The sequence below is a fragment of the Methanoculleus sp. UBA374 genome, from assembly GCA_002508705.1.
GTDB lineage: Archaea > Halobacteriota > Methanomicrobia > Methanomicrobiales > Methanoculleaceae > Methanoculleus > Methanoculleus palmolei.
This window is the reverse complement of the sequence record DAYL01000030.1, coordinates 898-27,859: the sequence shown is the minus strand read 5'-3', so window position 1 is coordinate 27,859 and position 26,962 is coordinate 898. Positions and strand designations below refer to the sequence as shown.

General features: G+C 62.8%; 24 protein-coding genes and 1 pseudogene. 10 read left to right on the top strand and 15 right to left on the bottom strand.

What is annotated here, in order from left to right:
* The first annotated feature begins 229 nt into the window (after window positions 1–229).
* Complete coding sequence (locus BRA42_RS10195) at window positions 230–571, top strand: cupin domain-containing protein (protein WP_342770841.1); 342 nt, start codon at window positions 230–232, stop codon at window positions 569–571.
* A gap of 80 nt (window positions 572–651) precedes the next feature.
* Window positions 652–3,426 carry a cation-translocating P-type ATPase gene (locus tag BRA42_RS10190; RefSeq protein ID WP_292410566.1) on the top strand — a complete coding sequence of 925 codons (2,775 nt, stop codon included), beginning with the start codon at window positions 652–654 and terminating at the stop codon, window positions 3,424–3,426.
* Here the strand turns inward: BRA42_RS10190 and BRA42_RS10185 are convergent.
* Window positions 3,405–5,324 carry a beta-propeller domain-containing protein gene (locus BRA42_RS10185; RefSeq protein WP_292410565.1) on the bottom strand — a complete coding sequence of 640 codons (1,920 nt, stop codon included), beginning with the start codon at window positions 5,322–5,324 and terminating at the stop codon, window positions 3,405–3,407. The genes BRA42_RS10190 and BRA42_RS10185 overlap by 22 nt on opposite strands.
* A 92-nt stretch (window positions 5,325–5,416) precedes the next feature.
* On the opposite strand from BRA42_RS10185, the gene BRA42_RS10180 reads away from it, so the two are divergent.
* The 3 genes from BRA42_RS10180 to BRA42_RS10170 all read left to right on the top strand — a co-directional run bounded on the left by BRA42_RS10180 (window position 5,417) and on the right by BRA42_RS10170 (window position 8,952).
* Window positions 5,417–6,562, top strand: a complete 1,146-nt coding sequence (locus tag BRA42_RS10180; RefSeq protein ID WP_292410563.1) for an RNA-guided endonuclease InsQ/TnpB family protein — start codon at window positions 5,417–5,419, stop codon at window positions 6,560–6,562.
* A 241-nt stretch (window positions 6,563–6,803) separates the two neighbouring features.
* The gene (locus BRA42_RS10175) at window positions 6,804–7,514 is read left to right on the top strand and encodes a YkgJ family cysteine cluster protein (protein WP_292410741.1); all 711 of its coding nucleotides are present in this window, start codon (window positions 6,804–6,806) and stop codon (window positions 7,512–7,514) included.
* Between the two features lie 67 nt (window positions 7,515–7,581).
* Window positions 7,582–8,952: a dihydrolipoyl dehydrogenase family protein gene (locus BRA42_RS10170; RefSeq protein ID WP_292410561.1), complete on the top strand. Its 1,371-nt coding sequence runs from the start codon at window positions 7,582–7,584 to the stop codon at window positions 8,950–8,952.
* A gap of 145 nt (window positions 8,953–9,097) precedes the next feature.
* Here BRA42_RS10170 and BRA42_RS10165 read toward each other — a convergent pair whose 3' ends face one another.
* The 9 genes from BRA42_RS10165 to BRA42_RS10125 all read right to left on the bottom strand — a co-directional run bounded on the left by BRA42_RS10165 (window position 9,098) and on the right by BRA42_RS10125 (window position 16,660).
* Entirely contained in the window at window positions 9,098–9,490 is a 393-nt protein-coding gene (locus tag BRA42_RS10165) for a 4Fe-4S dicluster domain-containing protein (RefSeq protein ID WP_292410559.1), read from the bottom strand.
* A gap of 7 nt (window positions 9,491–9,497) precedes the next feature.
* Window positions 9,498–10,577: a nickel-dependent hydrogenase large subunit gene (locus BRA42_RS10160; RefSeq protein ID WP_292410557.1), complete on the bottom strand. Its 1,080-nt coding sequence runs from the start codon at window positions 10,575–10,577 to the stop codon at window positions 9,498–9,500.
* On the bottom strand, window positions 10,562–10,942 hold the full coding sequence (locus tag BRA42_RS10155) for an NADH-quinone oxidoreductase subunit C (protein WP_292410555.1): 381 nt from the start codon (window positions 10,940–10,942) through the stop codon (window positions 10,562–10,564). Before BRA42_RS10155 ends, BRA42_RS10160 begins: the two co-directional genes overlap by 16 nt.
* Window positions 10,939–11,415 carry an NADH-quinone oxidoreductase subunit B family protein gene (locus BRA42_RS10150; RefSeq protein ID WP_292410553.1) on the bottom strand — a complete coding sequence of 159 codons (477 nt, stop codon included), beginning with the start codon at window positions 11,413–11,415 and terminating at the stop codon, window positions 10,939–10,941. Before BRA42_RS10150 ends, BRA42_RS10155 begins: the two co-directional genes overlap by 4 nt.
* Window positions 11,415–12,278 (bottom strand): complex I subunit 1 family protein, encoded by an 864-nt coding sequence (locus tag BRA42_RS10145; protein WP_342770842.1) that lies wholly within the window; start codon window positions 12,276–12,278, stop codon window positions 11,415–11,417. Before BRA42_RS10145 ends, BRA42_RS10150 begins: the two co-directional genes overlap by 1 nt.
* Entirely contained in the window at window positions 12,275–14,185 is a 1,911-nt protein-coding gene (locus BRA42_RS10140; RefSeq protein WP_292410551.1) for an NADH-quinone oxidoreductase subunit L, read from the bottom strand. Before BRA42_RS10140 ends, BRA42_RS10145 begins: the two co-directional genes overlap by 4 nt.
* A 109-nt stretch (window positions 14,186–14,294) precedes the next feature.
* Window positions 14,295–14,657, bottom strand: coding sequence for an HIT family protein (locus BRA42_RS10135; protein ID WP_292410549.1), 363 nt, complete (start codon window positions 14,655–14,657; stop codon window positions 14,295–14,297).
* A gap of 46 nt (window positions 14,658–14,703) precedes the next feature.
* Complete coding sequence (locus BRA42_RS10130) at window positions 14,704–15,882, bottom strand: DUF362 domain-containing protein (protein ID WP_342770843.1); 1,179 nt, start codon at window positions 15,880–15,882, stop codon at window positions 14,704–14,706.
* A 1-nt stretch (window position 15,883) separates the two neighbouring features.
* Entirely contained in the window at window positions 15,884–16,660 is a 777-nt protein-coding gene (locus BRA42_RS10125) for a ribonuclease III family protein (RefSeq protein ID WP_292410545.1), read from the bottom strand.
* Window positions 16,661–16,789: 129 nt separating this feature from the next.
* On the opposite strand from BRA42_RS10125, the gene BRA42_RS10120 reads away from it, so the two are divergent.
* A complete protein-coding gene (locus tag BRA42_RS10120) occupies window positions 16,790–17,539 on the top strand; it encodes a hypothetical protein (RefSeq protein WP_292410543.1) in 750 nt (249 codons plus the stop codon).
* Between the two features lie 13 nt (window positions 17,540–17,552).
* Here BRA42_RS10120 and BRA42_RS10115 read toward each other — a convergent pair whose 3' ends face one another.
* Genes BRA42_RS10115 through BRA42_RS10095 form a run of 5 tightly spaced genes read right to left on the bottom strand, consistent with a single transcriptional unit; the run spans window position 17,553 to window position 23,094 of the window.
* Entirely contained in the window at window positions 17,553–18,731 is a 1,179-nt protein-coding gene (locus BRA42_RS10115) for a molybdopterin-binding protein (RefSeq protein ID WP_342771344.1), read from the bottom strand.
* Between the two features lie 57 nt (window positions 18,732–18,788).
* Window positions 18,789–19,589, bottom strand: a complete 801-nt coding sequence (locus BRA42_RS10110; RefSeq protein WP_292410539.1) for a formylmethanofuran dehydrogenase subunit C — start codon at window positions 19,587–19,589, stop codon at window positions 18,789–18,791.
* An 11-nt stretch (window positions 19,590–19,600) separates the two neighbouring features.
* Window positions 19,601–21,307 (bottom strand): formylmethanofuran dehydrogenase subunit A, encoded by a 1,707-nt coding sequence (locus BRA42_RS10105; protein WP_292410538.1) that lies wholly within the window; start codon window positions 21,305–21,307, stop codon window positions 19,601–19,603.
* Between the two features lie 3 nt (window positions 21,308–21,310).
* Complete coding sequence (locus BRA42_RS10100) at window positions 21,311–22,681, bottom strand: formylmethanofuran dehydrogenase subunit B (RefSeq protein WP_292410536.1); 1,371 nt, start codon at window positions 22,679–22,681, stop codon at window positions 21,311–21,313.
* Complete coding sequence (locus tag BRA42_RS10095) at window positions 22,681–23,094, bottom strand: molybdopterin dinucleotide binding domain-containing protein (protein WP_292410534.1); 414 nt, start codon at window positions 23,092–23,094, stop codon at window positions 22,681–22,683. The genes BRA42_RS10100 and BRA42_RS10095 overlap by 1 nt, the downstream gene beginning before the upstream one ends.
* A 1,145-nt stretch (window positions 23,095–24,239) precedes the next feature.
* On the opposite strand from BRA42_RS10095, the gene mcrB reads away from it, so the two are divergent.
* The 4 genes and pseudogenes from mcrB to BRA42_RS10075 form a co-directional block, all read left to right on the top strand.
* Complete coding sequence (mcrB, locus tag BRA42_RS10090; protein WP_292410533.1) at window positions 24,240–25,544, top strand: coenzyme-B sulfoethylthiotransferase subunit beta; 1,305 nt, start codon at window positions 24,240–24,242, stop codon at window positions 25,542–25,544.
* A 27-nt stretch (window positions 25,545–25,571) separates the two neighbouring features.
* Window positions 25,572–25,781 (top strand): methyl-coenzyme M reductase operon protein D, encoded by a 210-nt coding sequence (locus tag BRA42_RS10085; RefSeq protein WP_342686166.1) that lies wholly within the window; start codon window positions 25,572–25,574, stop codon window positions 25,779–25,781.
* 82 nt (window positions 25,782–25,863) lie between these two features.
* A complete protein-coding gene (mcrG, locus tag BRA42_RS10080; protein ID WP_342772149.1) occupies window positions 25,864–26,628 on the top strand; it encodes a coenzyme-B sulfoethylthiotransferase subunit gamma in 765 nt (254 codons plus the stop codon).
* A gap of 5 nt (window positions 26,629–26,633) precedes the next feature.
* A pseudogene (locus BRA42_RS10075) lies at window positions 26,634–26,962 on the top strand (methyl-coenzyme M reductase subunit alpha); the annotation flags it as partial.

Here is a 26,962-nt window from a genome sequence, read left to right as displayed (position 1 = left end):
TGCTGACACGGCTTCCCTCTGGGCATCGCCACGCGGGGGAGGGTGAGGTGTTTTGGGACAACCTCATTAACAGTTCACCCACTCGTTATAATATTCTTCTCACCGGGGATCGGGCAGCAGTCGGGTCAGGCAGGCTCTCCCCGAACATACCTTTGAGGGTTGAGATCCCGTGTGCCTGTTCGTCGCCGGAAGCGCAAAGCAGAAGACCCCGCAGGAGAAACCGGGTCATATGACTGAAGAGGAAAAAGAGAATCTCACCGAACGGGTAATCGACCCCCGCGACCTCGTCATCTACCAGCCGGGCTCGATCGTCAGCCGGATGCTCATCTACACAAAATCCGGCACCATCACCGTCTTCGCCTTCGACGCGGGCGAAGGCCTCTCGGAGCACACCGCGCCCTACGACGCCGTCCTCCAGGCCCTCGACGGGGAAGCCCTCGTCACCATCGCGGCTACGGAGTACCACGTGAAGGTGGGCGACCTGATCATCATGCCGGCGACGATACCTCACGCGGTCCACGCCGTCACCCGGTTCAAGATGATGCTGACGATGATCCACGCCGGACCGTGACAGGGCGGAGCCTTCCCTCTTGAACCCGGCGGCCCGACGACGATACATTTTTCCCTCCTCACGACACCACCCACCCTGTCTTGCGCTCCTCCGGCGCGCGAAATGACGATACGGCGATGGAAAAGACCCCGCTCTTTCCCGGGAGTTCCCGGGCGGCGGCATGGCACGCCCTTTCGGCAGACGATGTAGTCGAACGGCTCACGGTCCCGGACGGGGGCCTTTCGGGCGACGAGGTCTCCCGGAGACGGGAGATCTTCGGGGAGAACGCCCTCCCGCAGAAGCGGCCTCCGACCGTGGTCGAGGTATTCCTCCGCCAGTTCATGAGCCCGCTCATCTACGTTCTCCTTGCAGCGGGGATCATATCCGTTCTCTTCTCCGATCTCACCGACGCGGTCTTCATCTTCATCGTCATCCTGATCAACGCCGTCATCGGGGCTTTTCAGGAGGTGAAGGCGGAGCGGAGCGCAACGGCCCTGCAGCAGATGCTCACGTCCTCCGCACGGGTGTGGCGGGACGGCCATCCTGCGGCCGTCCCGGCCGAAGACCTGGTCCCCGGCGACCGGGTCGCCCTGGAATCTGGCGACCGCATCCCCGCCGATATCCGCATTCTCACGGCACGGACTCTTACCGTCGACGAATCGCTCCTGACCGGAGAATCCCACGCCGTCGGGAAGAACCCCGACCCCGTCGACGCGTCCCTGCCCCCCGGCGACCGCCTGAACATGCTGTATGCCGGCAGCACCGTGATGAGCGGCCGCAGCACGGGGATCGTGGTCGCGACCGGCCGCCAGACCGAGATCGGGCAGATCGCCGAGACGGTCATGGCGTCCGGAACGGGCAAACCCCCGCTCGTCATCCGCATGGAGGACTTCTCGCGGAAGATCAGCATCGCCGTCCTCGCCGCCACCGGACTGCTCGCGATCATCGTCCTCGGCCAGGGGATGCCCCCCATCGAGGTCTTCTTCCTCGCCATCGCCCTTGCCGTCTCGGCGATCCCCGAGGGCCTGCCGGTCGCACTGACCGTGGCCCTCTCGATTGCGACGTCGCGGATGGCCGGGCGGCACGTCGTCGTCCGGTTCCTGGCCGCCGTGGAGAGCCTCGGGAGTTGCACCCTGATCGCGAGCGACAAGACCGGAACCCTCACCGTGAACCAGCAGACCGCCCGGGTCGTCGCCCTGCCCTCGGGCGAGGAGTTTTCCGTCACCGGGGCAGGGTATGCGGGCGAGGGCAAGGTCTTCGACGGGAACGGCGCCCTGGTATCCGGGTCCGCCCTCCGCCGCCTGGAGCACCTTGCCCGGGCTGCGACGATCAGCAACGAAGCCGCCCTGGAGCGGACCGACGAGGGGGCCTGGAAGCACCGGGGCGACGCGATAGACGTGGCGTTTCTCGCGCTCACCTACAAACTGGGGCTCGATCCCGCCGGTATCCGCGAGAGCGTGACCTCCGTCGCCGATATCCCCTTCGAGTCCGAGCAGCGGTATGCCGCCGTCTGGTACCGGGAGGACGGGTCGGTCCGGGTGGCGGTCAAGGGCGCCGTCGAGACGGTTCTCCCCTTCTGCCGCACCATGGCCGGGGAGCAGGAATGGAACATGCTCCTCGACCGGGACCGCATACTACGAGACCTCGAGGACCTCTCCTCCCGGGGATACCGGGTGCTTGCCGTGGCCCGGGGGGAGGCGGAGGGCGATTTCTCCCCTGAGGAACCCGGGATGCCTCCCCTCGAACTTCTCGGCCTGGTCGGGTTCATCGACCCCATCCGGCCCGACGTCCCCGATGCCGTGCGCCGTTGCCGCCGTGCCGGGGTCGACGTGGTGATGGTGACCGGCGACCACCCCGCAACGGCTCTCGCCATCGCACGGGAACTGGAGATCGCAGAATCCCCCGCTGAAGTCGTCACCGGCGCGGACCTGGACGAGATCGATCCGCCGACATTGCCAGAGTTCATCGACCGGGTGGAGCGGGGCCGGGTCTTTGCCCGGGTGACGCCGCTGCAGAAACTCCGGATCGTCGAGGCCTACCGGGAGAGCGGAGCGTTCGTCGCGGTCACCGGGGACGGCGTCAACGACGCCCCGGCGCTCCGTAGCGCGAATATCGGAGTGGCGATGGGCTCCGGGACCGACGTCGCCAAGGATACGGCGTCGCTGATCGTCACCGACGACGACTTCGCCTCGATCGTCGCCGGGATCGAGGAGGGCCGGCATGCCTACGACAACGTCCGGAAGGTCGTCTACCTCCTGGTCTCGACCGGGTTTGCGGAGGTCCTCCTCTTCATGCTCGCCCTCATCCTGGGTCTGCCGCTGCCCCTCGTCGCCGTCCAGCTCCTCTGGCTGAACCTGGTGACGAACGGCATCCAGGGAGTGGCGCTGGCGTTCGAGGGAGGCGAGCCCGGCGTCATGAACCGGCCGCCGCGAAGGCCGGAGGAGGGGGTCTTTGACAGGCTGATGATCCAGGAGACCCTCCTCTCCGGCACGGTCATCGCGGTGATTGCAATCGGCGCCTGGTACTGGCTCCTTGGAAACGGGTGGGGCGAGTTCGCAGCCAGGAACCTGGTCGTCCTGCTGATGGTGCTCCTTGAGAACTTCCACGTCTTCAACTGCCGGTCGGAGCACCGGTCGGCTTTCCGCGTCCCTGTGAGCCGCAACTACTTCCTGATTGCCGGCGTCATCGCCGCGCAGGGCGTGCATATCGCCGCGCTCTACGTTCCCTTCCTTCAGGAGGTGCTCCATCTGCAGCCCGTTTCGCTGGTCGAGTGGCTTTCGCTGCTCGCCCTCGCCTCTCTGGTCGTCGTCGTGATGGAGGTCTTCAAAGCGGTCGGGGGATACCGCGCCCACCGTCACCAGACGGGGTTCGGGTAGGCCTCCTCCCGGTAGGGGAGGAAGACCTCACTTACCCGGCTGAAGTCGGCAAGATCGGTCATGATGATGCTCCTCTGTGATACCGTGTAGAGGGTGTCGTCCATGAAGAGCGACCGCTGCACCGCATCCGGTGTGTTCCAGGCGTAGGATGGCCCCTTCTCCCGGTGGGCGACCGTGCCCGCGAGAGTGAGCCCCTCCTCCGGGCTCACCCGGTAGACATAGGCCCCCTGCCAGGTCATGGTGCCGTAGGAGCCGGGGTACTTCGATCCGGGGTTCTCGACCATCTTTATCTCGCTCACCGGGATGACGAGGAGGGCCCTATCCTCCGAGAAGAGGAAGGCCTTGTGGTCGCGGAGCGCAGCAGAGTCGGTCCCGGCCTCCCCGATCACGACGCTGTCGACCTGGACCGGGTTGTTCACGTCCGAGACGTCGAAGAGAGCGATCTTGAGTCCTGCCACCGAGACGCCGCCCCACTCGTTCTCGTTCGTCTCCTTCCCGACACCGATGACGTGGTCGGCGCCGTAGGGGTGGAGGTAGTCGGAGTAGCCGGGGATCTTGAGTTTCCCGAGGATGCCCGGATGTTTCGGGTCCGAAAAATCGATGACGAAGAGGGGGTCGACCCGCTTGAACGTCACCAGGTAGAGCCGGTCGCCGGCGAACCGGGCGGCGTAGATCCGCTCGTCCGGCGCGATGTGCTCGAGCGTCCCGATGGTCTTCATCGCGGGGTCGAGGACGTAGACGTTGTTGTACTGGAGCGACCCCTCCCGCGTCCACTCCTCGACGGTCGTCGCCACCCGGAGGTTCTCCCCGTATTCGTCGAGCGAGAACTGGTTCAGGAGGTGGCCGGGAACCTCTCCCATCGCCCGGTAGTCGATCGCTCCCTGCTCGATTGCGAACCGGTGAATGATCGTCCGGCCCCGGGCGCCGCCGGTGTCCGCCGGCCTCCCGGAGATCTCCGGCCCCGTGCTCTGGTAGCCGATATAGAGGTTCTCCTGCGATGCAAAGAGGGTGGTGTCGTAGCCGAGGAGGAAGGTCTCGGCGTCGAGTGCGCCCGTATCGTTCTGGACGGAGAATGCGCCTGCAGTGTAGAAGACGTAGTTCTGCAGCGGGCTTCCCGGACGGTAGACGTCAGGCCGGATGGGCGCCGCGTCGCCCTCTCTCACCCCGGGAAGGACGATCTCGTCCCGGACCCAGACCGGAGACTCCCGCGTGATGGCGTAGACGTAGTCCCCGACCATCCGGGCGTCGTAGTAGTCGCCGGTGAAGGTCACGTCCCGGACTACCTCCGGGTCAGCCCGGTCGCCGACATCGTGGACGTATGCGTGCGTCACCGTCCGCCAGACCGGGACCGGCGCTACGCTCCCGTCGACGGTGGTCATCTCCCGCTCCGCTCTGGTGGCGAAGACCACCAGGCGGTCTTTGGCAAGGAAGAGCGCCTTCGGGGTCCCGTTGATCCGGGTCTCGGAGACGATCTTCGCGTCCTTTGCCGGGAACGCCTCAACAATCGCGAGCGTCTCGCCCGAGATGATGTAGATGTACCTCCCGTCGTTCTTCAGGAAGTCTGCCTCATCCACGCCCGCTACCTGCACGTTCGTGGTGGAGTAGTCACGGGCTGCTTGCGATGTCGGGGCGGCCGTCGTTGCCGGAGCCGGTGCATATCCGGCCTCAGGCGCGATGCCCCCGGTGGTCCGGTCGCCGCCGCCGTCGTTCCACCCCCCCTGTGCGTGCTCCTTTAAGAACGCCTCGATCTCCTCTTTCGACGCAAATTTCCGTAAGTCGCCGTAGGCCTCCGCACCGGCGTCCTCCGATGCGAGGACGGTCCCGATGATCGCGGTGACCACGAGGCAGCCGAGGACGACCACTGCCGCCGGTTTCCAGTTCTCCATCTCTTCGCGCAAGAGGACCCCACCCCTCAGGGTGGGGAGGAGTTGCGCGTTTCACCCCCACTAAATGAATACATACTTGTCCTCTTAGTGATAATGTTATAGAGATGCTTGTCCAGAAGACGGTGCAGATGGTTATCGAACCTGATCGCGACCTCCGGGAAACGCTTGATGCGTTCACGGAAGTCTGCAATCGGATTTCCCCAACTGCATACAATTCCGGAACGCCTCTCAATGCTCTTCGTCTGCACAGGGCCGTCTACGCGACGACAAAAGGCGCCGTTTCGAGTCAACTTACCTGTACTGCCATCCGGCTCACCGCCGGGGCATACGTGGCGGCTCGAAAACACGGGCACCCGATCCATCGCCCGTTTCACTGGAAGACTCCACACGCTCTCTTTCTCATCGGGAAGAGAGGGCGAGACGCATCCTTCCGGAAGGACGGAACTCTGTCGATATGGACGGTTGCCGGTAGAAAGCATCTTAGCTACTCCGTGCCGGAAGTGTTCCGGGAAACTCTCGCGTCGGCTGTAGAGACCGACAGCGTTGTCGTTACCGTTCGCGGCGATCGTCTCATCGGTCACGTCGCGGTGACGCTGGAAGTTCCAGACATGCCGGGAGTCGTCCCGGTAGGCGTCGATCTCAACGAGACCAACGCCGTTGTTGCGGTAGACGCCGATGGAAGAACTCTGTTCATCACGGGGTTGCACCGAAAAGTGCTCAACATCAGAACGCGCAAGACCACTTCCCGGCTTCAGGTCAAACTTGAAACGAAGAAGGCAGAGGGAACAAACACGAGAAGTGTTGTTCGTGCCCTCAAACGGCTGTCGCTCAAGAGATCGCGGCGAACCCGGGACTTCTGTCATTGCGCATCCAAACAGCTTATCGAATGGGCTCCGCAGAACTGCGTGCTCGTCTTCGAAGACCTCTCGTTCTCGCATGAGAGAAAGACGTCTAAGAAACGTTCCAAAGCCCTGAACCACCGTCTCTCGGTATGGCCCAGAGGCATGATCCGAGCCTTCGCTACCTACAAAGTAGCCGGAAAAGGCATCATCGACGGAGTCGATCCTGCGTACACCTCTCAGATATGCTCTCGCTGTGGGTTGCTTGGAAGCCGTTCTCGTCATTCCTTCTCCTGCCCGCACTGTGGTCACACCGATCACAGCGACATCAATGCCGCGATCAACATTCGGAACCGCTTTACTGCCCTTCGGGACAGTGGGGTGCCGTCAACCACCCCAGAAACCTCTTAGGAAGGCAAGCCCCACCCTTAAGGGTGGGGTAGTTGACATCCGCTCACCTTCCGATGAAGGAAGATATACGCCCTGATGTATCAGTCTTGTGTAGCCTCCGAATATTTTCGAAGTCTTTCCCCGGACCTCCTCCCCCGGGCACCGTCGAGGGGTTTTGCCCGCGGGCCGAAGAGCATATCCCCCACCCCGTCCACACTAAAGGTACCGGTGTCCGGATTCCTGTCGGGCACCTTGGCGGAGGCTGCCGGTTACGTTTACGCTCGACGAACAGATCGCTGCCCTTGAGGCGGAGCGCGAGAGGCTTCTCCGGTTCCCGGAAGAGGAGTTCATCGCGATCATCCGGGACGTGGGGTTCTCCTGCGACCGTTGCGGCCGGTGCTGCACCCGGGAATTCAACGGCCACGTCTTCCTGCTGGAGGATGACGTCGACAACGTCCGTTCGTTTCGGCCGGACGCTCTCATCCCGGCGCCGGGTTTCGAGGCCTGCGACCAGCAGGGGAGGTTCTACGTCTCGGGCTACGCCCTCCGGACAGACCCGGACGGCTCCTGCGTCTTCCTTGAGGACGGCAGGTGCACCGTCTACGACCGGCGGTTCGCCATCTGCCGGGTCTACCCCTACATGCTCCACCGGGAGGCGGACGAAGAAGGCCGGGTCGACTGGCGGCAGATCAGCGGTCTGAACGAGCACGGGTGCTACAACACCCCGATCGAGGACGCCGAGTGCGCCCGGATCGCCCGCGAGACCCGCGCCTACGAAGCGGCGTTCCTCGACCAGGAGATACGGTTCCGGCAGGCTCTCCGCGACCTCTTTGCCTGCGAAGGGCTGCGCTACGTCCGGAGGACCTACGACCTCCTGATGCGGGACTTCCGCAAGGGTGCCGGGGTCGAAGTCCGGGTCTTCCACCGCGGTCTCTTTGAGCCCAACCGGGTCACCTCTGCGATATACGGGTGAGCGGCCGTCTCTCTCCTCCCCGTCCGGGTAAACCTTTATAGCGCTCCGTGGCGACCGGAGACTTACTATGGAGCGGGAGTACGATCTTCTCGTTATCGGGACCGGGGTCGCCGGTTCCGACATCGCCTGGCACTGCCGGGCCGCCGGGATGCGGGTCGCGATCACCGATAGCCGGGACTACGGGGGGACGTGCGCCCTGCGGGGCTGCGTCCCGAAGAGGGTGCTTGCCGGTGCCGCCGCGGCGGTGGCGCGCATCCGCGACCTCTCGGGGCGCGGGGTCCCCGGCGAAGTCTCGATCGACTGGCCGCAGCTGGTCGCGTTCGAGCGCACGTTCACCGACCCGGTCCCCCGGCGGAAGGAGGAGAGTTTCCGGAGGGCGGGGATTCATACCTATCACGGTTCCGCCCGGTTTGCCGGGGAGAACCGGGTCGCGGTCGGCGGCGACACCCTCACGGCCAGGTACATCGCGATCGCCGCCGGTGCGCACCCCCGCCCCCTGGACGTCCCCGGTGCGGACCTCGTGACCCCGAGCGACGACTTCTTCTATCTTGAAGCGCTTCCCGGGCGGATCGTCTTCGTCGGCGGAGGTTACATCTCGTTTGAGTTCGCCCACGTGGCCGCAAGGGCCGGATCGGCGACGACCATCCTTCAGCGGGACGGTCGGGTGCTCACGGGGTTCGACCCCGATATCGTCGACCGGCTGGTGCTGGCTTCAAAGGAGATCGGGATCGACGTGCAGGTGCATATGCCGCTCGTATCGGTCGAGAGGACCGCCGCCGGTCTCCGGGTGCGGGCCGGGCGGGCGGGCGAGGAGAAGGTCTTCGACGCCGATCTGGTCGTCCACGGTGCCGGCCGGGTCCCGGCTATCGAAGGTCTCGACCTTGCGGCGGGGAACGTCGAGACCGACCGGCGGGGGATCGCGGTCAACGAATATCTCCAGAGCGTTTCGAATCCCGCCGTTTACGTGGCCGGGGACGCGAACAGAGCAAGTCCGCAGCTGACGCCGGTGGCGGTGAGGGACGCCCATATCGTCGTCGACAACATCCTGCACGGCAATGTGCGGACCGCGGACTACTCCGTCGTCCCGAGCGTCGTCTTCACGACGCCGCCCGCCGCATCCGTCGGGCTTACGGAAGCGGCGGCGAAGGAGAAGGGAATACCCTGCATCGTCAACGCCGGCGACCTCTCGGGTCGCTTCACGAACCGAAGCATCGGCGAGAAGCACGTCGGTTACAAACTCCTGGTCGACGGGGACTCCCGCCGGGTCCTCGGCGCCCACCTCATCGGGCCCCACGTCGAGGAGGTTATCAACGTCTTTGCCCTCGCGATCCGGCACGACCTGACGGTGGACGACCTTGCGCTGGACGCGATACCGTGGGCCTACCCGAGCAGCGTCTACGACATCATCCACATGATCTACCCGCTGGTGAGGAAGTGAGGTGGGGTCTTCTCGTGCATGCGGGTCTCACGCGAAGTGCGAGCCGCGAAGACCGATAGCAACTCTCCTTCGCGGCTTCGCGTAAGCTACCTAATAATAGACGTCGGGAAAAAAGGTCTCGCCGGGGGTGGTGGTTTCAGCCCCCTCACGCGCCGGCGCTCTCATCAGCCGGCTTTTTCGCGGGCTTTTCGGGTTTCACGTAGGTGATGGTGTGGCGCTCCACCGTGTGCTCCACCACCGGCGGGAGGTAGGTCTGCTCCATCGTAAGGCCCCCGAACGGGCAGCCCTCGACACAGTCGCCGCAGGCGGCGCACCGCAGGCGGTCGATCTCCCAGATCTTCGCCTCTTTCTCGATACGGATCGCCTCGCACGGGCACCGTCGCGAGCAGAGGCCGCACGAGCGGCAGGCGGCCGGGTTGAAGACCACGTGCCCCCGGGTGAGGGGGCTCGTCCGCGCCGGGACGGCCGGGTACCGCCGGGTGGCGGGCCCTCCCGCAAGGTTCCGGAGGACGGTCTTTGTCATCTCGAATAATCCCATATCGCTTTCACCTCTCCGTGCAGCTGATGCAGGGGTCGATCGAGAGGACCACGACCGGGACATCGGCGAGCTGGGCGCCGGGGAGCATCTTCACGAGCATCGGAATGTTCGCGAGCGTCGGCGTCCTGATCCGGGACCGGACAAGGTGCTTGGTGCCGTTGCCCCGCAGGTAGTGGACGACCTCGCCCCGCGGCTGCTCCACGCGGGAGAAGTACTCGCCGTCCGGCATCCCCTTCACCTTCACGTCGAGCGGGCCGTCGGGCATGGCGTCGATCGCCTGCCGGATGAGGTCGATGGAGGTGAAGAGTTCCCCGGCCCGGACGGCGCACCGGGCGTAGCAATCCCCGGTGGTCTCGACGACCGGCCTGAAATCGAGGTCGCCGTACGCCGCATAGCCGGTCTCCCGGAGGTCTACCCTGACCCCGCTTGCTCTCACGGTCGGGCCGACGGCCCCGAGGGCGTAAGCCGCGTCCTTTCCGACGACACCGAGCCCCCGAAGGCGGTACTTCACCGTCTCGTCGTTTAAGAAGACGTCGGTGAGGTCCCGGCACTTCTCCTCGAAGGAGTCGAGTGCGCGGTGCATCTCACCGAGTTTCTCCGGTTCGATGTCGCGCCTGACCCCGCCGATCTTGCAGGTGCCCTGGATGACCCGGCCGCCGGTGGTGTCCTCGAGCACATCGAGCACGCTCTCCCGGAGTTGCCAGGACCGCATGAAGAGGTTCTCAAAGCCCATAGCGTCGGCAAAGAGCCCGAGCCAGAGGAGGTGAGAGTGGAGACGCGAGCACTCCGACCAGATCGTCCGGAGGTACCGCGCCCGGTCCGGGACCTCGATCCCCATAATGTGCTCGACCCCCTGACAGTAGCAGAGCGCGTGCATGAAACTGCAGATCCCGCAGATCCGCTCGGCCACGTAGACATACTCGGGAAATTCGCGTTTCTGCACGAGTTGTTCGAGTCCGCGATGGATATAGCCGATGGACGGGACCGCCTCCACCACCGTCTCGTCCTCGAGGACGAGGTCGAGGTGGATCGGTTCCGGCAGCACCGGGTGCTGCGGCCCGAACGGCACGACTATGCGTTCCGGCATGGATCGCCTCCCCTTCTCGTGACGCTGAACGGATACTTCTCCGCCGACCTGATGAACGTCCCCTTAAAGTCGATGTTGATCCCCGTGACCGGGATTCCGAAAAGGTCGTGCATCTCGTTCTCGTAGACGAACGCTCCCCAGTAAGTCCCGGAGATGCTCGGGACCTCCGTCTCCGGCCCGACTGTCAGGCGGAGGTTTCTGAACCGGTAGTCCTTATCGAACGAGTAGTTGATCTCGTATGAACCGCCGATGTCCGTGCACCCGATCTGGACGAGGCGGTAGCCGTCGGCATGGAGTCTCTCGACCTCACGCGTGAGGTCCTCCAGCGCGACGCTGATAGTGGTCTGTTCTTCGTTGACTCTCATGTGCTCTCACCTGCCGCATGTCGCGCACGCTCTTTTTCCTGCGCCGCCCCGGTCATCTTCGCCCGTTTCTCTTCGAGGACCCCGAGCGCCGCAACGACGCCGTCGATGATCTGCTCCGGTCTCGCCGCGCATCCCGGAACGTAGACGTCCACGGGGATAACTTTGTCGACGCCTCCCGTGATGTTGTAGCACTCCCGGAATATGCCGCCGGTTGCGGCGCAGGCACCGATCGCAACGACGACCTTCGGCTCCGGCATCTGTTCGTAGAGGTTCCTGACCACCGCGCGGTTCAACTCGTTGATCCCGCCGGTGATCAGCAGGATGTCCGCATGCTTCGGGTTTCCGGTGTTGATGATGCCGAACCGCTCCACATCGTAGAGCGGCGTCAGGCATGCCAGCACCTCGATGTCGCACCCGTTGCAGCTGGACGCATCGTAGTGAAGGATCCAGGGCGATCGCTTCAGGAATGTCATTACCATACACCTCCGGTCATCACATAGGAGAGGAACGCAAGGTTCACGATACCGAGAACCCCCGCTGCCCACCCGCTCTTCAGGGCCGCCTGCCACCGCGCCCGTGCGGTGACGTTGTCGATGAAGACCTCCGCTCCGTAGGTGACCGCGACCGCAATGATCCCGATAACCGGGTTCCAGGCAAAGAAGAGGTAGATGAACCCGAGGAGGAAGACGTTCTCGTACCAGTGGGCGATCTCGACCGCGCCGAGCGTGGAGCCCGAGAACTCCGTCGTGATGCCCTTGACGATCTCCTGGTGCGCGTGGTGCGACGTCGAGATGTCGAAGGGGGACTTCCGGAGTTTGATCGTGAGGATGACCGCAAAGCCGATGAAGACGCCGGGGAGGTAGAGGATCGCCGGCACGGTTGCGGCGGCGATATCGGCGACGTTGAAACTGTTCGTGACCATGTAGAGCCCGACGGCCGCGAGGATGATCATCGGTTCGTAGGCCATCAACTGGATCAGCTCCCGCTCGGCTCCGATGTGGCTGTAGGGGGAGTGGACCGCGTAGGCCCCGAGCACCAGGAAGACGTGGGCGAGCGTGAAGGCAAAGACGACCAGAAGCAGGTCCCCTCCCGCGAAGAAGAGGGCGCCGGAGACGGCGATGAAGACCAGGTATGCAAGGACGTAGAAGTTCTGCGCTATGGTGACGACGACGTTCTCCTTCTCGAAGAGTTTGCCGACGTCGTAGAACGGCTGCAGGAGCGGCGGTCCGACCCTCCCCTGCATCCGTGCGGTTATCTTTCGATCGATTCCTGCGATGAGGCCGCCTGCGATGGGCGCAAAGATGAGGAAGAGGACCGCACTGATAATTCCGTTCATAGGGCCGCCCCCGCGAGGACCCACGATGCAAGTATCAGGGCGATGCAGATCGCCGCTCCGGGGCGGAAGAGCCGTGCTTCGCCGAAGTACTCGGTGAGGTAGTAGTTCCGTGTCTGAGCCTCCCGCGAGAGGCCGAGGGACCCGGCAAAGTGCAGGTCCGGCGTCGCCGGCCTCCCGCCCATGTAGGCCGGGAGGTGTTTTGCGCTCCTCCGGAAGAGGTGGAACGAGACGGGGAGGATCAGCAAGAGGGCCATCATCAGGAGCATGATGGCGATGTTTGCCTGTGCAAGACCCGTCGTAACCCCGTAGACGGCGAGGACGTAGGGCTCAACCAGGGTCGAGGATATGACCGGGAAGAGGAAGACGGCCGCTATCACGAGGCCTGTGATGATGTAGAGGGGGGCCCAGGACTCCTGGAAGAACCCTTTCTCGACCCGCTCCGTATTCCGGGTGACCGTCACGAGTTTGCCCATCCACTTCGCCCAGAAGAAGACGGTGACGGCGCTCCCGTAGGCGAGGATGGCGATGAAGATCAGGCCGAAGGGGGCCTGGACCCGGACGAACGCCTCGATCGCCGCCCACTTGGAGATCAGCATGCCGAAGGGCGCAAGGAACATCCCGGCGATCCCGACGAACATCATCACCGCCATCTTCGGCATCCGGACGATCAGGCCCTCCATGTCCTCGATGTTGCGGCTCCCGGTCCGATGCTCGATAGCACCGGTCCCGAGGAAGAGGAGCGCCTTCGCGACGGCGTGGAAGACGATAAGGAGGATTGCGGCCCAGACGAGCATGTAGGTCCCGACACCCGCACAGGCGGCTATCAGCCCGAGGTTTGCTATCGTCGAGTAGGCGAGGACCGATTTCGCGTCGCTCTGCGAGATTGCGATTGCGGATGCGGCGAGGAAGGTCACCCCGCCGACAAGCCCGAGAGAGTACCCGGCGAACGTTCCGGCATAGACCGGCGAGAACCGGACCAGGATATAGACGCCGGCCTTGACCATGGTGCTCGAGTGGAGCAGGGCCGAGACCGGGGTCGGGGCCACCATCGCCCCGAGGAGCCATGAGGAGAAAGGCATCAGCGCGGCCTTCGTGATGCCGGCAAACCCGATCAGGACGGCCGGGATCAGGACGGCGGCTGAATCGGGGGAAGCAAGTACCCGGGCGAGGTCGATGCCTCCGCTCGTCGGGGCGGCTATGGCGAGGAAGACGAGCGCCGCGACGAACGCGATCCCGCCGAGGAGGTTCATCACCAGGGCACGGAAGGCGTTCTTCGTCGCCTCCCCCGTCTCCGAATAACCGATCAGCAGGAATGAACTGATGGTGGTGATCTCCCAGAAGAAGAAGAGCCACATGAGGTTATTGGAGAAGACGAGGCCGAACATCGCGGCGAGGAAGACGAAGATGACGAAGAAGAACATCTTCTGCCGGTCGCGCACCTCCGGATGGTGCCGGTGATACGTCTCCATGTACCCGACCGCGTAGACGGCTATGAGACTCCCGATGATCCCTATGATCAGGGCCATAATGATGGAGAACTGGTCGATAAAGAGGTTACTTACCGCATGAAGGTTCTCCGGGAATGTTGCCTCAAGGTACACCACCAGCGCCGCCTGAACGACGGCCAGTAAGATTGCCAGATAGTTTCTGAACTTTGCGCCCATGTAGACGATGAAGAGCGCGAGCCCCATCTCGATGACCACCATGGCGAGGTCGACCGCTCCCGAAGGCGCGGCAAAGTAGACCGCGCCCTCGAACGCGTACCGGATAAGCAGGTATATCGACGCCCCACCGATGACGAGAGCGGAGAGGGCGACCACCGCGTAGCGCAACGCCGTTCGTTTAACGAACAATAAAAGACATGCGACGAGGATGGGAAACAGTATTAGGAAGAGCAGCGTCTGCAACTATTGTCCCTCGTAGGGTAACTATGCCTTACCTACATTATTAATCATTCCAAATGGTACCTCCGGCGACGCTGCGTTTCGGGCCGGATTTTCGTCGTTCCCGTCAATTTCACTCGTGCGGTATCACGCCCCGCACGCCTCCTTCGTGATCTCCGGGAGCATCTCCCCGGTAGCGCGGGATGAAGTGGATGTGGACGTGCATGATGTTCTGTCCTGCGGCCGCCCCGACGTTGACGCCGATGTTGTAGCCGTCGGGATGCCGCTTCCTGTCGGTGAGCGCCCTGCAGTCGTCGATGAGCCGGGCAAACGCCATCTTCTCTTCGTCGGTCGTATCAAAATAACTCGCCACGTGTCGGAACGGTATGATGAGCAGGTGGCCGGGGCTGGCCGGGTGGATGTCGTAACGGGCGTAGCAAAGGTCGTTTTTTGCCACGATATCTTCCGGGGCCGGGTTGCAGAACGGGCATGGCATGGCTCCTGCTCGTTCCCATCCCTCATGAGTGTTTTGGCCGGTCGCGTTACCCGAGGAGGCGGGCGAGGAGTTTCCCGGCGAGGCCCCGGGAGAGGACGACGGCGTGCTCGGTGCACATCTCATGGCAGCAGTAGCACCGGATGCAGCGTGAAAGGTCGATCGCCGCTTTGCCTTCGGCAACGGTGATCGCCTGCACCGGGCAGATCCGCTCGCACTTCCGGCAGCCGACGCATGCCGGGGTGACCACACCGGGCCGGGGAGCATAGATCTTCCCGAACCGCTGGACGACGGCGAGCATCGCGCGCCGCCAGATGCCTGCGCCGCCCCCCGTGTAGGTCGAGGGTTTCCGGAAGTCCGGGACCGCAAACTCCGCCGGGTCGTCGCCGACCGTCCGGACGGAGAGGGGGTCGAAGAGGCCGCGCGCGGCTGCGCTCCTGATGCTCCCGATCTCGCACGGGTCCATGCCGATGAGCCGGGCGAGGACGGTGTCCACGGCCGAATAGTCGCTCCCGGCGAGGATGACCCCTATCTTCCTCGGGCTCCCCGACTGGGGGCCGTCTCCCTCCATCCCCATCACCGCGTCCACGACCTGAAGCCGGGGCTTCATGCACTCGTTGAGATCGACGAGCATCCTCCCGAACGCGTATTCGTTCTGGAACCGGAAGTGGAAGACCGGCTTCTCGAGCCCCGGGATGAGCCCGAAGAGGTTCTTCGCGGCGCCGGTCATCCGGGTCCACATGTGGGTCTTTGCTTTTGAGACGACCACGATTGCGTCGGCCTCTACGGCGGGGGTGATGATGGAGAACTGATTCATCGCCTCCCCCTCCGGGAACCTAACGACCCGCGAAGAGGTATCGTAGTTCAGGGCGGCGCCGGTCTTTGCCGCTGCCGCCGCGTAGCCGGTGCGTGCGTATGCCCGCCGCAGGTTCGCCTCGCTGTAGACGACCCCGGCCCCCGGGCTGTCGCCGATGACGACCCGGCACCCGTGCCGGGCGAGGAGCCGGGCGACGGCGGCGACGACTGCCGGGTGGGTGGTGACGCACTGTTCCGGTTCCTGTCCCTGCAGGAGGTTCGGTTTGAGAAGGACCCGCTCTTTCGGCGCGACAAACCTCTCGATGCCGCCGAGGAGGTCGACCGCGCGGCGGACGGCGGAATCGATCTCCTCCGGGGCGTAACCGTCGCACCGAACGACCGCGACGGTCGAATCCCGCACGGGCGGCTGCATCTCACTCCTCCCCGAGACGACCGAGCGCCTCTTTTGCCGCGAGCATCGCAGCTCCCTGCTTGGTCCGCGCCTCCCCCTCACCGATGAGAGTTTTTCCGACGGATACCCGGGCGGCCCAGATCGGGCAGTTTCCGGGGCCCGTCCGACGGTAGGCGTAATCGAGAACGCCGAGGTTCTCCCGTGCGACGTACTCCTGGAGCCTCCCCCGGTAGTTCCGGCGGCCGTCGCACTCCGCGATCTCCCCTTCAAAGATCGCGAGCACCACCTCCCGGGCCGCGTCGAGGCCGCGATCGAGGTAGATGGCGCCGATCAGGGCTTCGAACGCGTCGGCGACGATGGAGTCGGTCGGCGCCTGCCCCCGTCGCCTGACGACGCCGTCGATGCCGAGGCCCTGCCGGCGCACGATCTCGGCGAGTTTGGTGTTCCTCGTCACCTGGAGTCTCCGGTTCATCTCGCCGGGCGAAAGGTCGTACCCGCCGTAGAGGTGGTCGGCGATGACGAAGTCGAGGACGTAGTTTCCCAGAAACTCGAGCCGCTCGTTGTCGTCGGCCGTCGTTTGCGGGTACTCGGCGCCGTTTGCGTACGACCGGTGGGTCAGCGCCCGGTCGTAGAGGGAGAGGGCCGCATCGGTGACGTCCGTGATCCCGAACGGGGGGCGGGCGAGGAGCGCCCGTATCTCCGCCTTCCGGTCGTTGCCGGAGGGCCCCGGGCGTCCGGGAGGTTTCCGCCCGAGGGGGCTGCCGATGCGAAGTTTTTTCCAGATGGTGGAGAGTCTCATGGCTGTTTTATGCGGGGGCCCTTGCCGCTTCTCTCTATAAATGGCTTGTCTCCTGCAGGATAAACCTTTGCCGGAGGCGGGAAGCCGGGAAACCTTTTCGTTGTCTTGGAATAGAGATCTCTATCCGCAATGCAGTCAGCGACGGTCGAGGCAGGCAGGCGCGTTTACCTGGACATCGAGTTCGGTTACGTCTACGGCACCTGTCGAAGGGTCATCATGCCGATCGAGATCGGTGCGGTCGTTCACCGGCCGGGGGACGACAGCGTTCGTTACAGGGGCGAGCAGTTCCGGTACGACGTTGATGTCGAGATCTGGAAGAAGGTGACCGACTCGTGCGGCAAGACCGTCGGTGTCGCGACGACCGTGGCGAACATGGACCGCGGCGAGTACGGGATGCCCTACGACCATGCCTTTCGGGCTCCGGATAATGAGGTGCCGGCGGCAAAAACAACTGCAAGAGCCGCGTTCGCAGACCTTAAGCATTTTATGGAGTCTCTCCTCTCGGCCGGAGATGCCCCGGCGATCGTCGTCTTTGCGGCGAGTATGGAGAAGGCGGCTTTCCGGGCTGCAGACGTCTCGCTCGACGGGTGTATGCTGGTCGACCTCCAGCGCGAGATCCGTCGGCGCTTTGAGATGAAACAGGTCCTCTCTCTCGATCGCCTCGCCCGTCTCATCGACTTTCACGCCGACGGGTCCGCTGTCGTCTCGACACACTTCCGGTACCCGATCCCCGGGGAGTACCGGGGCCTTCTCGGCGCTCACCGGGGGATGGGCGACGCCGTCCGGACGTTCCTCCTCGCACGCGAGTTCGAAGAGCGGCTTCCGGACCTTGAGGCCCGCGTCCGCGCCCTGGTGGATGCCTGCAGGACCGGGGAGTAAGGAGGGGTTTTGCTCACCCTGTCCGGTTCCCGGTCAGGAGGACGTCGACCTCCGTACCCGCCGGGAGGTTCCCGGCGCCCGCCGGGACGTGCAGGTAGGCGTTTGCACGCACCGCCGTCATCTGCGTCCCGGCCCCCCGCGGCAGGGGAGTGGCGGCATACTGTTCTCCTGCGGGCATGACGGTGAGAAAGACGAACTCGTCGGTCTCAGGGCCGGTCATGACCGCCCCGGCGAGCCTGACCCGGAGGCGCTCCGGGGGCCGGGGACGGAAACCCCACGCCGCGAGCAGGGGAAGGGCGAGTTCCCGTACGACCGTCTGGGCGGCGATCGGGTATCCCGGAAGTCCGATGACCGGTTTACCTTTGATCCGCCCGACGATCGCCGGTTTTCCGGGTTTCATCGCAATACCGTGGACGAGCACATCGCCGAGGTCGCCGATGACCCCGGCGGTGAAGTCCCGGGTGCCTGCCGATGACCCTGCGGAGACCAGGAGCAGGTCGTTCTCGCGGATGCCCCGCCCGATAGCCTCCCGGAGGAGTTCAGGGTCGTCGCGGACGATTCCGTAGCGGGTGCAGGAGGCGCCGGCCTCACCGAGCAGTGCCGCTGCAACGGCGGTGTTGCTCTCGATCACCTCTCCCGGACCCGGGGTCCGACCCGCCGGGACCAGTTCGCTTCCCGTCGGGATGAGGCCGACTTTTACCTCTCTTACATCGACCTCGGTGATGCCGTAGGAGAGGAGCGCCCCGATATCGCAGGGGCGTATCGTGTGTCCCGCCGGGAGGATCATCTCGCCCTCGCGGATCTCCTCACCGGCGGGGTGAATGTGCTCCCCCGGCAGCACCGTCTTCTGGGTGCTCCAGCGCCCTTCTTCCCCGACGATGTCCTCGATCATGACGACGGCATCGTAGCCGGGAGGGATTGCGTTGCCGGTGTTCACCCGGCAGGGGTTTCGGAGCAGGGCCGGGTTACGGTCGCCGGCCCCGAGGGTCGCGCTGCTCACGACAGCAAAGCCGTCCCGTGCGGCGATGTTTGTTGCCGGGACCGTCAGTGGTGAGTGAACGGGCTTTGCCGTTATCCGTCCGGCCGCCCCGGCCGCCGGGACCCGGGTAGTCCGGTCCGGCCGCGGAAAAGTGGACCGCATCATCTCCAGAACCCGTGCGAACGGCTTTCGCACGAGAGCAGACCTCATCATGGTGATCTTGCCTTATCGCCTGCTCGAAACGAACCCGGCATTTGCCCGGAAAAAAAGTTAGATTCTGGTGTAGATATTTGCATACACCGTCTTGCCTTTTGCGACCGGGTGGCGTTCGCCGAGGTCTCCGATGTAGTGGGCAAAGCGGGCCTTCTCACCGTCGACCTCCTGCTCCATCTCGTCGACCAGTTTGAATCCCGGGAGCGGGTTTTCTATCGTCCCGTAGACGTAGATATTGCCTTTCACCATCTGTCCGCCGACGCGGCCTTTGGCGTTGCCCTTGATGATAACCGTGCCGCCTTCGCCGTGGGTGGAGACGTGGATGTCCGCGTCGCCGCCGATGATGATCGTCCCGCCGTTGATGAACGTAGCCGTATCGTTACCGACATTCCCGGCGACCCGGATCAGACCGCCTTTCATGCCGCGCCATTCGCCGCGGGGGGATGAGCCAAGGTGATGATAAGCGTCTCCATCGATGATCAACTCGCCGCCTTCCATCCCGATGCCGCAGAACGAGTCGACGTTCCCTTTTACGTGGATCTTTCCGCCCTTCATCCAGCCGCCGATGTACATGTCGGCGTTCCCTTCGATAACGATCTCGCCGGCAGTCATCTGCTGGCCGATCCGTTTCACACGGGTGCAGTCGCCGCGTAGAACGATCGTTGTCTCGGCCGCGGTCGCTCCGCCGTCGCCTGTGACGGTGAAGTACTTCCCGAGCGGGCTCTTCTGTTTGCCCTCCCAGACGTCGAGGGCGGCGATCTCGGCGGCGGTCTTTCCTGCAAAGTTGTCCGGAGTGATGTTCTGCCCCTCGAGAATGAGTTCGGGGGGGTTGGTCAGGGTGAGAGTTACTGTCTTCATGTTTTATCGCCTCATTCCGTCGTATCTACCTCGATCACCCGCGGGTTGTGGAGATGGTCCGTAAAGAGCGAGTAGTTGCCGAGGTTCACGCTGTAGTGCCTGAGGAAGTGCTCGTAGATGTCTCTCTGCACCTGCGCGTTCTCCGGGACCTTCACGTCGACCCAGATGGTCCGCTTCGCGGGCTCTGCGACGACCTCGCCGTCCTGGACGGTAACGGTGCCGTCTTTCACGAGCCAGGCGCACCGCGAGAACGCCTTCTCGATCTCAGCCGGGTCGGAGGGTATATTCTCGGGGTTGAGCGGGTAGACGGCGATGTCGGCGTCCATGCCGGGGGCAAGCCCGCCGTACATGTTGCTGATGCCGAGCGCCCGTGCCGGCCCGGCCCGGGTCATCTGTGCGATCTCGTAGAGCGTGAGTTCGCGGTCGATACTGTCGATGGACGTGGATTCGATTGTCCTGTTGAGCCACTTGAACGTCTTCATCGTCTCGTCACGCGCCGCCCTGCTCATCAGCCAGGCAATGACCCGCGGATAGCGGGTGAACGGCCCGGCGTTGGGGTGGTCGGTGGTCAGGAAGATTCGCATCATGTCTTTGGCATAGAGGGCGAGTTCCAGACCGACGGCCCACTGGATGGTGCAGACCTTGATGTTCGGGCTGTAGATGTAGGGCACGACGCCTGCGGCGGTCTCGAGTTCCACGTCGGTGTTCGCCCACTTCAGGTGGTTCAACTCGGTGAGGTGGTGCTCGAACGGCCCGTCGGCGGTCATCGTCGTGGTCTCGTCGAGCGTCACCTGGCCCATATCGACGGTGAGGTTGTCGTGGGCGTTCACGTAGTCCATGACATCCTTTGCCTTGGACTCCATGTTCCCCCAGGAGTCGCCGCCGTAGGAGTGGAACTGAAGGTGCGTGACATGCATCACCTGCTCCCGGCCGAAGTTGTTCTTCGGGGTGTAACCCTCGGCGAGTCTGAGCGACTCGAGGGTGTCGACGTAGTTGCCCGGGTTTCCGAGGTTGTTGCAGTGCAGGTGCACCGAGTGGGGGAGGCCGAGGTGTTCGTTCGTCTCGATGAGCCCCTTCACGATCTCCGCCGGGGTGATATCGAAGTACGGGACCGGGTCGTGAATGTGCTCGCAGTTCAGCCCCCATCCCCAGGCTTCGGAGCCGCCGGGGTTGACGACCTTGATGCCGAACCCCCGGGTGGCCCGGAGGAGCCAGGCGGTGTATGCGGCGTTGTTCTCGATCTCGTGATTTTTCAGGTATTCGAGGGTGAACCAGTTGTTCCCGAAGACCGGCATCGCGGAGTTGTCGATGATCGGGGTATCCCGGATCTCTTCGTGGACGTGGGGGGAATGGAGCGGGGGCATCGCCGCCTCGTTGACGAAGACGTAACCCATCCGTGCGTAGTCGTAACCGGTCTTGAATGTGGAGGGGACCGAGCAGCCCATCTCCATGCGGCTGCACTTCTTGTGCGGGCTCTTGAAGAGTTTATCCTCCGGGCGGAAGAGCCGGCCGATGTTCACCTTCGGCCCGACCACGTGGGAGTGGATATCGACGCCGCCCGCCATCACGGTCATTCTTGCGGCGTCGATTATCTTTGGATTCTTAAGAGCGCTCGTCTCGACGATCTTACCGTCCTTGATGCCGATATCCATCCGGTCGCCCTTGATCCCCTGCAGGGGGTCAAAGACGAACCCGTTCTTGATTAAAAGTTCGCTCATGGTTCACTCCCCCGCACGGACGCCTTCCGGAGCAGCCTTTGCATGTCCCTTTGCGGCTTCCTCTGCCTCCAGTTCGCCGAGCCTCTTGTAAATCCGCTCGAAGAGTTCCTCGTCGCTGATGACCCCTTCTGGCGGGTCGATGACCTTGCGGTACTGGATCGGGACGTTGTCCATCCGATAGACGATGCCCGGCACCTCGACCCCGACGACTCCCACCGGGATGTGGAGGTCGGAGATCTCGCTTGCCATGCAGATGTTCGGGTCGATGGTGATCCAGGGGTGCTTTCTGAGGTGTTTGACCGCCCCAATCGGGAAGTGAGCGCCGGCATCGGTTCCCACGTTGAAGAAGGCGTCAACCTCATCCCGCATCGCAAGGTCGACGGAACTCGTCTCGCCGGGGTTCATGTAGGCGATGTCCCGTTTCGTCAGGTCGAGACAGTAGGGGTACCCGAACTGCCACGACCAGACCGCACCCGGACCGGTGATGTTGTAGTGGCCCCGCATCGCCATGATCGTCCACTTGGTGAAGTCGTTGAGGTCGCGGGTCAGACTGATGGCGATGTCCACGTTGTGGTTCCGGCCGTCGGAGTGGCAGAGCCCCATGCCGTAGAAGATGGTGCCGAACCGGGCTTTTTTCATGATATCGGCAACCTTGAGGATCTGCTCCCGCTTGATCCCGGCGACCTCTTCGGGGATCTCATGACCGCGGATGACTGCGCGGAACGCGTTGAAGAGGTCGTAGTCGTGTCCCTGCTTCACCTGGAGGTAAATGTCCGCCACCTGGGCGGTGTCGGTGTGCCGGGGGTCGATGACGATGATCTTGCGGCTCATGTGGCCCTTGCCGGTGAAGAAGCCGCGGGGGAAGATCGAGTAGCGGGACATGTGCCGCGGATGGGCATGGGCCGGGTTCGCGCCCCAGTAGACGATGACGTCCGCCCTGTTCTTGGTCTCACCGAGGGTGCAGCTCGGGTAGCCGTTGTCGAATATGGCGAGGAACGAACTGCCGTGGCAGATGGAAGCGCAGTTGTCGAGCACGGCTCCCGCCTTCTCGGCGACTTTGGCCGCAGCGGCCATGCCCTCGCAGTTGGTCGATCCGAACCCGTAGATCAGGGGCTTCTTCGCGTTGTAAAGCACTCTCGCCGCGTAATCGACCGCTTCATCGTAAGAGATCTCTTTATAGGTGCCGTCCGGCTGGCGGAGGCGGGGGAGCCGGACTCTCTCGCTCTCCGTTGCGTGGTGGAAGATCTGGTTGCCGATGGCACAGGCGTTCTCCACCTCGAGGATCTTCTTTCCGTCATCCGATACGGTTACGACGAGGTCGTCGCAGCAGACGCCGCAGTAAGGGCATCCGACGTTTTCAATTTTCTTTGGCATCACTGATCACCTTTCCACAGCCCGACGGCGCTCTGGACGAGTTCGAGCGCGCTCTTGCGTCGTTCGCCGGTGACGGGCTCGACCGTCACGGGAAAACCGCTGTACTGGGGCTCCCCGGTCGCCTGGGTCCGGGGAGGAACAATCTGGTTTGCCCAGACACCCTGCGGTATGAACGCAAGGCCGGGATAGAGCGACTGGCGCCCTTTGACTGCCTTGACGATTACGCTTCCGCATTCGCTCGTCACCCGTACAAGCTGGTTCGGGACGAGACCCAGCGCTTTGACGTCGTCGTCGTGCATCTCGATGATCGAGCAGGCCTCAAAGTATTCCGGGGTCGTTTTGCCCTTTTCCATCGCGACGCCTTCTTCGATGGAGCGCTGGGTGATCATGTTCAATGTAATCCTGTTCGCCATGGTTTTGCCTCATTGCTGTTGGTTGGGGCCGGTCTCCTGAAGTTCCGGTGAATCGGCCTGGGGTATGGTGTCCCGATACGGCCGGATTCTCCTCCACGTTTCGAGAGGGTCTACCGGGCTATCCATACCTGGCAACCGGGCCCCCCTGCACGGGGGAGGCCTGCCAGTCAGGTCGCCGGAACGCCGGAAGACCGTCCGATGTGCTGGGGGCCTCCTCACCTGGGGGTATAGAAGCTGCCCGTACAGAGCTCCGTACGGATCGCTTTGTCATAACTTGTAATGATATGTATTTAACCATTCCGTATTTGTAAGTTTATAAAGGTGACCTGCTCTCTCTTAAAACTGCTATTCGGCAATATTTTGCCCAATACGTTGTATTTTGGGGTTGATTAGAAAAAAATATCACAAGATAAAGCGTCGCCGGAGGGTGGTCCTGAAGACACCTGGTTTATATAGTGATTAACCTGCGGTGTGCGGGGATGGTTGCCCCGTCGTCGGCCCGGAGGGGGTGCATGAAGGTGCGGGGGCCGGTCCGTCCCTCTTTTCACCCTGGATGGACTGAATCTCGGGAGTTACGCCGACGGCCGCCCGGCCTGAGGTGTCTGGATTACGGGGGCCCATCATATTGGTATCTCTTCTGTGCTCTGGTGCAATCTGCCGGATTCTGAAAAATGAAGGTTGATGTCCAATGATTCCACGAAACCCGGCCGGGGCGGGTAGGGTTATTATACCTTTGAGTACAACCTATAAAGCCGTATACTGTTAGCCTGTTCTCAGGAAGAAAAATATTAATTACTACTATTGTTTTTATCTCTTTTCTTATTAAATAGTTGTCTCCTCTCGGAAATTTCCCGATGGGTTCTCTGATCAGGCCACCCGGGGAAACTCTTTTTAAGTATCGCATTCAACCATCTGAGTAGATTTATCTTACTTCTAAATTATCCTATTCAAAATATAATGAGTATCTGTATTATATTTTAGAAAAAAGTCTATCTAAATTCGCAAATTTTATTATAATCCCTCTTCTACTCTTATAGTCCCATATGGGACGTGCAGTAGCGGCCTTCAGAGACCCGGAGCAGACGTTTGCCCCGGCCTCTCTCATGAACGGAACGTATTGAACAAGGGTAAAAGGATGAAATACTATGGCTAAATACACGGAAACAATCGATCTCTATTCTGATGACGGGAAGCTGCTCAAGAGCGGCGTCACCCTCGACAGAATCAGCCCGCTGGTTAACCCGGCCACAGGTAAGATCATCGACCTGACCAAGCGAACGATCAACGTCAACCTTGCAGGCATCCAGGATGCGCTCAAGACCGGAAAACTTGGGAAGGGCAAGATCAAGGGAAGAGAACTCGACCTCCCCATCATGGAGAACAAGGACGCCATCGTCGCCAAGATCAAGGAGATGATCCAGGTTGAGGAAGGCGACGACACCCGGATCCTGGAGTTCAACAACGGCAAGCTCCTGCTTGTCGAGGTCCCAACGAAGCGCCTGATCAACGCGGCCACCTACGATGCGGCGATCACCTCGGTCGCAGCCGCGACCACCTTCGCGATCGTCGACCAGTTCGGCATCGACGCCTTCAACGCATCCACCGTCAAGGCAGCCTGCTGGGGCGGCTACCCGCACACCCAGGACATGCAGGGTGCGCTCGTTACGTCGATCCTGAACATCCCCCAGAACAACGAAGGTCTCGGCTACGCGCTCCGGAACATTCCGGTCAACCACACCGTCATGATGACCGGCAAGAACGCCCTGCAGGGCGCGGCACTCGCATCCACCCTCGAGACCGCCGGCATCTTCGAGATGGGGTCCGCCGTCGGGCCTTTCGAGCGCGCCCAGCTGCTCGCCTACGCCTACCAGGGCCTGAACGCGAACAACATGGTCTACGACTTCGTCAAGGCAAACGGCGAGACCGGAACCGTCGGTACGGTCGTCCAGAGCCTGGTCGAGCGGGCCATCGACGACCGGGTCATCGCCCCGGGGAAGAAGGGCGGTTACTTCCAGTTCTACGACACGAAGGACCCCATGCTCTGGAACGCCTACGCTGCTGCGGGAACCATGGCAGCCACCATCGTCAACTGCGGTGCCGGACGGTTCGCCCAGGCGGTCTCCTCGACGCTCCTGTACTTCAACGACCTGCTTGAGCACGAGACCGGTCTTCCGAGCACCGACTACGGCCGTGTCATGGGTACCGCCGTCGGGTTCTCGTTTTTCAGCCACTCGATCTACGGCGGCGGCGGCCCCGGTATCTTCAACGGCAACCACGTCGTGACCCGCCACGCCAACGGTGTGGCCATCCCGTGTGTGGTCGCCGCAATGGCGCTCGACGCCGGAACCCAGATGTTCTCGCCCGAGAGCACCTCGAAGATCTTCGCCGACACCTACGGTAAGATCGACGTGTTCAACAAGCCGATCAACCAGATCGCAAACGGAGCCTGAACGAGCAGAGATCCGAATGAACGCCATATTCCCGCAGGGCAGGATTGTGCCGTCGAGGCTGCTTTTGTCATCGGGGAGATCCGGTCGCTCTGCGACGGCTTCTTCACGGAGTTCCCCTACCGGTTCCAGGAGGGCAGGTTCATCATGAAGACTGCTCCGACGGTCGTGGACTACGCGAAGTATGGACCCCGTGCCGATACGACGCTCATCGGCCTTGCGGACCCCCCGGAACGGTGACCCGAAAACCCGGAAATATGGCTGAAATTCGTTCAAAACAGGAAAAAGATAAGATATCAATCGCTTTGAGGTGAATTGAAACATGGCATACAAGCCCCAGTATGGTCCCGGGACATCGATTGTCGCCGAGAACCGGCGCAAGCAGATGAACCCCCACCACAAGCTTGAGAAGATTCGTTCCGTAACAGATGAGGACATCGTGCTGATCCTCGGCCACCGCGCTCCCGGATCGGCATACCCGAGCGCCCACCCGCCGCTCGCCGAGCAGCAGGAGCCCGACTGCCCCATGCGCAAGCTCGTTAAGCCCACCGCGGGTGCAAAGGCCGGCGATCGGGTCCGTTACATCCAGTTCGCGGACTCGATGTTCAACGCCCCCTCCCAGCCTTACCAGCGGACCTACACCGAGATGTACCGCTTCCGCGGTATCGACCCCGGTACGCTCTCCGGCCGTCAGATTGTCGAGTGCCGTGAGCGCGACCTCGAAAAGTACGCAAAAGAACTCATCGAGACCGAGATGTTCGACCCCGCTCGCGTCGGCATCCGCGGTGCGACCGTGCACGGTCACTCGCTCCGTCTTGCCGAGGACGGCATGATGTTCGATATGCTCCAGAGAGACATCCTCGGTGAGGACGGCATCGTCCGCTACGTCAAGAACCAGATCGGCGAGCCCCTCGACCGTGCGGTTGCCGTCGGCAAGCCCATGGGCGAGAAGTGGCTCAAGGCCCACACGACGATCTTCCACTCGCTTGTAGGAACGCCCTACCGTGAAGATACCGAGTACATCGAATACGTCCAGCGCATCCACTCTCTGCGGACGAAATACGGCTTCATGCCGAAAGAGGAGTGATAACAATGGCAAAGATTGAGAGATCCCAGAAACTGTTCCTGAAGGCACTCAAGGAGAAGTTCCAGGGACAGGACGTCGAGTCCGAGACCGCCGAGTTCTACAAGTTCAACGGCGTCCGTCAGTCTCCCCGTAAGATGGAGTTCATGAAGGCAAGCCGTGCCATCGAGATGGACCGCGGCATCTCCATGTACGACCCCGAGCGCTGCCACCTCGGCGGTATCCCGATGGGCCAGCGCCAGCTGATGACCTACGAGGTCTCCGGCACCGGCGTCTTCGTTGAGGGCGACGACCTGCACTTCGTCAACAACGCTGCGATGCAGCAGATGTGGGACGA